This is a genomic window from Flavobacterium sp. (assembly GCF_044373165.1).
Taxonomy (GTDB): Bacteria; Bacteroidota; Bacteroidia; order Flavobacteriales; family Flavobacteriaceae; genus Flavobacterium.
In genome coordinates this window covers 1-8,477 of the sequence record NZ_JBILQL010000156.1, presented here as the reverse complement: position 1 = coordinate 8,477, position 8,477 = coordinate 1, and the positions used below count along the sequence as shown (strand labels likewise).

The window sequence follows — 8,477 nt, the reverse complement described above, 5'->3', positions numbered from 1 at the left end:
TCTGTCGACGGGTAACCGTCGCCAGGGTTCGAGTCCCTGTCTCTCCGCTCTCGGGGTGTAGCGTAGCCCGGTCATCGCGCCTGGTTTGGGACCAGGAGGTCGCAGGTTCGAATCCTGCCACCCCGACTTTCGGAGGTCGTCTCGTCTGAAGACGAGACCAACCCCGACAATTTTCAAGATATTTTCTTTGCAGGGTCTCATAGCTCAGCTGGATAGAGCAACTGCCTTCTAAGCAGTAGGTCGAAGGTTCGAATCCTTCTGAGATCACTCATTGGGACAAGTCTATAAAAAAGACTTGTCCCTTTTTTTTATCCCTTTGTATTTGATTTTAATACTGTTAATTTCAATAAAAATAAGATTTACCTCTGCGGTTCGAACTTTTTTATTTTCAAAGTGAATTTTATTTGGAAACATCGAACTAAGCAATAATCTTTTGCCTTCGATAAGCATTACTATACTGTTCACTAATATTTTCCATTTTATTTAATGATTTTTGATGTAAATTAAAAACCACTTTTTCATCAATTAGTTTGTTTTCCTTTTCTTTAAACGCTGCAATTGTATTTTCAAAACGTATTTTGGTAGTTTGATAATCGTTTTTTCTATTTATCCATTCACGAACATATCTTGCAAACGTTCTAATTTCTGCTCTATTTTTTTTATTTGTTCAAAATGCTTTGGTTCAATTTTATTTGCTTTTGTTTTTTCGATAAGCTGTTCTTTTACCACTTCCAGAAAAAGTTTTTTATTGGTCCACTAAGTGAAATGCGGTATAGGTAATCATCATATCTCTGACCAACCTCTTCAAGAGCATATCTTCCATTACAAGGGTTTATATAGTGATAATAGGAGTAATGCTTTGTTCTGCTTTTGGAAGTGCTTGCCGTTAAAGGATTATTGCATATTAGACAAAGTAAAAATCCTTTTAATGGAAATTTATCATTTAACTTTTTATGTTTTGTATGATACTTGTGACTTTTATTATTTAATTGATCTTGGACTTTATCAAAAAGTGATTTTGAAATTAGGGGTTTATGTAATCCATTAATAATACACTCCTTTTCATCTTTATAGGCTTTTATATAAATGCCGCCATAATAAATCGGGATTTTCAATAGGTTAGAAAAGGTGTTTTACTACTTTTTAGTCCCTTTGCTTTAAGTTTAGTAAGGACTTCTTTTTTGATTGTATACTCCGGTTGCCATCAATTAAAAAGCTTCTTGGAATAGTATAGTATCTTTGTTTGGTATTAATAAAGGCTTTTTGGCACAATTTCAAGCATTGTCATAGCCTTACTTTCTTGCTTTTTTCTTAACCAGTATATTTTTATTTGATTTTGCTATTTAGTGTAGCATTTTTTAAGGGAGTTCTTTAAAAAACAATCTTTTTAAAAACAATAACACCATTATTAAGTTTAATTTTTATGAGATAATAATTATTACTTGTTTTTATTAAATTTGATATTTCGACTCTATTGCTAGAGATATTATCAAATGAGTTAATTTTTCTGCCTGTGATGTCAAAAATACTTACATCAGAAATAATTTCTAAATTTGATTTAATATTTATTTTCTCGTTTGTCCAAATTGTAATGGAGTTATTCCAATTGTTTTCAATTGTATTGAGATTCGAAAGATTGATGTATTTTATTAAAAATCTATCGGTAAAACTCCCGGCATTTGAAGAAAAAAGATAAGGTGTTGTTTTCAGATCGTGAATAGTATTGGTATATAAATCTTCCAGGAAAATATCTTGGTTATTGTTTTCGAAAAGCCCATCAGTCATTGCTAAAGCAATAGTATAAAAGCCATTTTCCAATATATCAACACCTAATGGAACAACATCGTTGTTGTCAAAAGGCAAAGCTCTTCCTTGAATTATAAATTTTTCCTCTGCTAATAGAGTATATAATTTAAAAGAGTTGTTACTTTTTGTAGTTGCATCGTGTAAATTGTCTTTTTGCATGGTCGCTCCTGTAACGTAACCAAACATAGTTCTTCCGCCCGGTTGACCTTGTTTTATTATATCAAGCCAAATTCTGTTGAATTCCGTTTGGTTTTGGACAGTTGTAGTATTAGCTAATCTGAAAAAATTGATGCCGGTAGAATTTGTATAAGTTTTATTTCGAAGATTATTAGTAAAGTTTACAGTTGAAGTTGCTGTTGAACCATCAATCATAGTTACAAAAAAGCCTTGTCCGGCGCCGATAAAATAATCCGGATTCGGACTAGCAAGATTTCCTGTTAAATTGAAAGGTATATAGTCTAGAGGGTTGTAATTATAGGCGAAATTTTGATAGAATGGAGAACCTATCATAGATGATGGTAGAAAACCATGTGTCCAGATATAAAGTGCGCCTGTTAATACAGAACTGTTGTTAATTAAAAACTCACGACTGCTGATAGCTGAAGGATAGGGGTTGCCTATTAAGTTCCAATTATCGTCAATATTAGTAACCTGAGCACCACTGGAAAGGAAGTAATTTGCTCCGGTATAATTTCCTCTGAATATGTTTCTACTTATATCGCCATTTCTTGGAGTACCAAGGAAAGGTACTTCCAAATTTTGATTTGTGGTGTTACTAAAAGAGTTAGGACCTCTGATAATATAGCCTTGAGCAGCATTCATAATTCCTGATGCAGATTGCCAGTTGCCTTGAGTTCCGTTAGTATTATTTAGGGTTGTATTCCATAAATATTTTAAACCATCAGAGGGATGATTGTTTAGGTGAAAATTGTTAACCGGTGATGACCAATAAACATAGTCTAAATTTCTTTGTTGTGCTATTCTTTTATAAGTAATATTTCCGGTATTTGATACATTATTGACTTGAATTAAACTAGCATTGTTTTCAAATGTTGCTGTGCCCGCCATATTTTTGAACTCGTCTCCAACTCTTAAAATTTGACCTGTGTTTACTAACAAATTTCCTCCGTTGATTGTCAAATCATTGTAAACATCTACAACACCTTCTAGTGTTTTAGTTCCAGTACCTGAAAGTTCCAAAAATCCATAATCATAATCATTTGTCTTGTTTGTTGTAGCTATTACTTGGGATGATCCTGCATATTCTACAATGCTGTTATCATTAATATCATGTGTAGTATAATTTGTTGGAAAAGAATTAGTGCCGCCAATTTTTAATTTTGCATTATCCGCTATATTTAGGATTCCTCCTATGTTATTTCGATTAATTGTTTTATCTGTGATATCAAAAACACCCGAAGTAAGGGTTAAGTTTCCGTTTACTGTTTTATTGCTTTGTAAAGTGATTGTATTTCCATTATTTATGGTAAAATTATTTAATACTGTTGTTGAATTTGGCAATTCAAACTCTGTTGTAAATCCAGCAGAGTGAGGACTGTAAAGCACATTAAAAGATGAACCGGCAGGGGTTGCGGATATAGTGCCACCGGTTCTGTCAATTGTACTACCGTTGGTCATGGTGAAAGTCTGATTGTTTAAATTAAAAATTCCATTTTTAAGGAATAAAGAAGTTCTAACAGATTTTGGACTTTGCAAAGTTACTCCGGAGCTATTGTCTATGGTAACGGTTTTTAAAAGGCTACCTGTTGAGGGCCATGGTGTAAATCCTATAGGTCCTGTTCCGCAATTACCGTTTATGGTAAATTGCGCAATACTTCCATTATAAATCTCGTGTAAAGCAGATGGACCCGAAGTAGTTTTGTAATAAAATCTGTTTCTGACAGCTCCCGAATTATCGTGCGCTAAAATGGTGCTGTAAGTTTGTTCCACACCATTGCCTAGAAAAAACACACCACAATCACAAAGCACCGAAGACACAAAGCCGGACCAATTTCCACCTGAAATAATTAAATCTTTCTCTACTTCAATTTTCACAATACTTACGTTGTCATTATTGTCGCTATTCCAAGCAAATGACCCTCCGGATTGTAAAAAATTCCCTTTGACTCTTAAAGTATGAGTACCTCCAACTGAACCGCCATTTTTAAGGAAAAAATCACCACCGATAAGTCTGAAATCATTTCGAACCGTCATTGTTCTTGAAACATTGTTATCAAAGGTAACAGAAGATGCAGTTCCACCTTCCACCCATACATCCCAAAAGCTTTGAAAGAGATTGTTTTGTAAGCTATTTTTAATTTTTAATATTGATCCATCTTTCCAAGTTATCGATGGTAAAGAACCTCCAGCTGTATTATGTTCGTAGACTCCAGTGCTTTCACAACTTACCGTTCCATTTGTTGTCATAGTAGTAAACAATGAAGTTCTTTCATATGTACCACTTATTATTAAATCGGTTCCAATTCCATTTTCAACAGTTAAGTTACCAGAAACTAAAACTAATTTTCCGCCTTGATTAATAGTAGTTTGATCTATATTAAGATTGGAATTAATAGTTACTATATGACCATTAACTATTGTAATAATCCCATCGCTATTTGAGGGCACTTGACCTAAGCTAGCGTTAACCCAGCTTGTACCATTAAATCTTTGCCAAGTATTGAAATCACTCCACACACCAGACTGTTTTGAACGGTAAGCTATTTGAGAAAAAAGTATTGAAGGTAGAAATATTATTATAAAAAAACACTTCATATAACATTTAGTTAATTTCATAAATTTACATGTGGTTTTAAGATTAATAATCAAAAAAATATTTTAATAATTTATATTGTAATGTGGCAAATATAAAATTAATTGAAACATCCATATTTGTGAAATTTATAATATTTATTTTCATTTTGTAATGAATTGTAATGAGTATTTTTCACTATTTTTACCCCTTATTTTATCAATAATAAAATTAATTATGAAAAAAGGTGTTTATCTTTCGTTTATTTTCTTGTTTAATTGTTTTTTGAGCTTTAGTCAGGTTTTCTCAAATTCTAATATTAGTATTGCAGGTTCTTGGAATGGTTCATTAACAAAAGAAATTACAGTGTCAGGTTTAGCGTCATTAGATGCCGGAGTTTTTGAGTTAGTTCAGGTTAACCTTCACATGGGGGATGATGCCAATACAAGAAATTACAATACTTACAAAATAACCTTAACTAAAGGAACCACTTCTATTGATTTAGTAGCAACCGGAGGATTACCAAATTCTCAAGTCAAACAGATAAATACAAAATTTAGGTTTAATCAATATTTGAGAAGACTTTTCGAGCACGGAGGAACCGCTGAACCATTTAGTATTGGTTATTATCGTTCTCAAGATAATTATACGGCCTTTAATGGTATTGATCCCAATGGGGTATGGACAGTAACAATAACTGAAACATCTTCAGCTACTGGAGGCCGATTTAACAAGGTTGATTTAGTTTTTAAATCTCCTTATACTGTTCAAGATTATACAACACTTACTAGTTATGATAATTGTTCTACTCCTTATTGTTTAGGAACTGCCGAAATAATAGTAGCATCTAACAATGGATTTACAAATCAAGCAGGAGATATGTTTAATCCTAATACAGTTTCATGTAGTTGGAATGCAGCACAAAATAATTCCGCTTGGTTTAAATTTAGAGCTGCTCAAACTTCAGTCGGCATAACGATTTCAGGGATCACTGGTAATTTACAAATTTTAGCCATTGATGCCGGAATTGACAACGATCCATGTACTTCTTCAGATAATATAGTTTTGAGCGGAGGTTGTCCCACATCATCTGTAAATGACACTTACTCTTCTCCCCAATATACAAATGGTTCCACAAAGAATAATCAATTAAATTTAAGTGGATTGACCATAGGAAAGTTTTATTATTTCATAGTTGATGGTTCAGGAGCATCTGTTTCTCCCTTTTATATTGAAACTATTGGTACATCATTTGACTGTTCTAATTGTCAGTTAAATGCAGTAGTTGGAACAAATAGTCCTGTTTGTGAAAATCAAAGTTTAAATCTAACATGCAATGATGGTGTTTCATGGGCCTGGACTGGGCCAAACGGATTTGCAAGCAGTAGTCAAAATCCAACAATTAATAATGTCACTCAAGCTTCTGCCGGTACTTATACCGTAGTTGTTACTGATAATAATGGTTGTACTGATACGAAATCGATTACGGTAGTCGTTAATTCATTTGTTACTCCTACTTTTAATACCCCAAGTCCTGTTTGTGTTGGTTCAACTTTAAATCCTCTTCCAACAACTTCAAATAATGGGATCGAAGGAAGTTGGAGTCCTGCTTTAAATAATATTTTAACTACAACTTATACATTCACACCAAATCTAGGTCAATGTGCTTCGACAACTACGCTAACCATTACTGTTACTAATTGTGATTTTGGCGCCTATGCTACTGCTGTTTGGATGGATGATTGTTCAGATCTTGGTGATGGCAAATTTTATAATACAACCGGAGCTGGAGCTGATTTAGTTAATCAAGAGCCAGGTAATACTTTTGTTAAAGATTTTGGTGTACATATAGCTAACTCTTCAACTCTTATTTTAAGAGGAGCTGAAGTCAAAACTTATAAAAATGGTGGTACTACCAATGTATGTGGCGCCAAAATGTACTACAGATATTATTTAAATTCTTCTATAGGTGGTGCTTTTACTCCAAGAAACTTAGCTTTTTTTAGTGATTGTAATGCAGGAATAAGTGAATTTATAAATGGTGGAGGACCATGTGTTGCCGGACAACAAAAATGGCAATGTGTATCGCAACCTGGTTGTGATACTCCCGTAAATTTGACTACAGTTCCTCCGGGAGATTATACTTTAGAGGTATATTATGATGTGACGGGAGACTTTAATTCTAACAGTCAATGTGATGATACAATCATTTTAAATAATGGAGGGACAAATTATAAAGCTAATTTTAGTATTATAGCAGTACCAACATTAACTAATACTAATCCAACTACTTGTAATGGTTCAGATGGAAGTATTACTATTTCTGGACTTCAAGCAAATGATGTTTATGTTGTTAGTTACAATTTTAATACTACACCGGTTGGCCCAAATAATTTTACTTCAAACAATAATGGGGAAATTCTAATTTCAAATTTAGGTATCGGTACTTATTCTAATTTTAGTTTTGTTATCAATAGTTGTACTACCATTTTACCTTCGAGTGTAATATTACAAAATCCAGTTATCACTCCAGTTTTTAGCACGCCAAATCCTTTTTGCTTTGGAGCCACTGTGCCGCCTACTGTACTTCCAACCATTTCAAACAATGGAATTACAGGAAGTTGGTTGCCAGCTATAAACAATACGGCAACTACAAACTATACTTTTACACCTGATGTAGGCCAATGTGCTACTAATACTAATTTAACTGTTGTTATTAATCCAGAGATTACCGGTACAACAAGCTCAAATCCAAATACGGTTTGTAATTCAAGTTCCACAGGTTGTACACCTACAGGAACACAGGTAGTAATTAATGAAGTAATGCATTTTCCATTAACAGCCCAAGGATTGGTTGCGAATGGAACTGAGTATATAGAACTTTATAATCCAACCTGTTCTCCTATTGATTTATCATGTTATACAATTGCTACAGCTACAAGGCCTAATTCCAATCCGGGTAGTACTCTTTCAAGAGGCGGAACGATACTAATTCCCTCAGGTACTATTCTTGCCCCAAAAGCGCATTATGTTATAGGCACTTCTACTTCATCATCAAATCTTGCCAATATTGATTACAACACCACTTTGACTTCTAACTATTGTGCTATCACTCAATTTTTATTAGCCAATGGAGATGGTTGGGTTGCCTTAAACGATGCGAGTGGAACTCCAGTGGATGCTATCTATTGGACAGTTGGTACTAATGAAAGCTCTAAAATTACAACCGATGACGACTTAGATGATGCTCCATGTATTCCTTCATTAGTAGGTGCTTGTAATACAAGTAGTTTGATATTATTGTCTGCCAAAGACATTTATCAATTAAATCCTTCCTTAATTAATTACGTTGGACAAACTACACTTCAAGGATTAAGTTCAACAGGAAATACATTTAGCAGAATACCTGATGGTGGCGCTTGGCAAAGAGACATTCCGGGAAGTATTAATTTGATAAATTGTAATAATGGTATTTGTGATACACCGCCTACTTCTTCATGCAATGGAAGCGCTACAGTGAGTATTACACAGGGTTCTGGCAATTATAGTTATTTATGGAATGACCCACAAGCTCAAACTACGGCAACAGCCACTAATTTATGTGCCGGAAATTATTGTGTTACCGTAACCGATTTAGATACCAATTGTACATATAATAATTGTATTACTGTAACAGATGATAGCCTACTTCCAATTTTATCCACATTAACTTCAATAACTCCAATATGTTCAGGAGGTAATGCAGTATTTACTTTATCAGGAACTGCCAATGCAACGGTTACTTATACTATTAATTCGGGTGTTACCCAAACAGTAGTTTTAGATGCATCTGGAAATGCAACAGTAACAGTAAATGCTGTAACAACAAATACAACAATATTGTTAAGCCAAATTAGTTTAGGAACCTGTAATGCAACAA

The 8,477-nt window shown here is 33.8% G+C and carries 2 protein-coding genes, 2 tRNA genes and 1 pseudogene; 3 read left to right on the top strand and 2 right to left on the bottom strand.

Annotated elements, in window-relative coordinates:
- The first annotated feature begins 51 nt into the window (after window positions 1-51).
- Together ACIQ32_RS12265 and ACIQ32_RS12260 are read left to right on the top strand one after the other, a co-directional pair.
- Window positions 52-126 (top strand) — tRNA-Pro (locus tag ACIQ32_RS12265).
- Between the two features lie 67 nt (window positions 127-193).
- Window positions 194-267: transfer RNA gene (locus ACIQ32_RS12260), tRNA-Arg, on the top strand.
- 455 nt (window positions 268-722) lie between these two features.
- Here the strand turns inward: ACIQ32_RS12260 and ACIQ32_RS12255 are convergent.
- Together ACIQ32_RS12255 and ACIQ32_RS12250 are read right to left on the bottom strand one after the other, a co-directional pair.
- Window positions 723-1,118, bottom strand: a pseudogene (locus tag ACIQ32_RS12255) (recombinase family protein); the annotation flags it as partial.
- Between the two features lie 253 nt (window positions 1,119-1,371).
- Window positions 1,372-4,602, bottom strand: a complete 3,231-nt coding sequence (locus tag ACIQ32_RS12250) for a T9SS sorting signal type C domain-containing protein (RefSeq protein ID WP_396195964.1) — start codon at window positions 4,600-4,602, stop codon at window positions 1,372-1,374.
- A 193-nt stretch (window positions 4,603-4,795) separates the two neighbouring features.
- On the opposite strand from ACIQ32_RS12250, the gene ACIQ32_RS12245 reads away from it, so the two are divergent.
- Window positions 4,796-8,477 (top strand): lamin tail domain-containing protein (locus ACIQ32_RS12245; RefSeq protein WP_396195963.1); only part of this gene is annotated, 3,682 nt, incomplete at its 3' end.

Bases quoted from the DNA above. Each gene is read 5' to 3' on its own strand.
- ACIQ32_RS12250 (WP_396195964.1), bottom strand. From the start codon at position 4,602: ATGAAATTAACTAAATGTTATATGAAGTGTTTTTTTATAATAATATTT.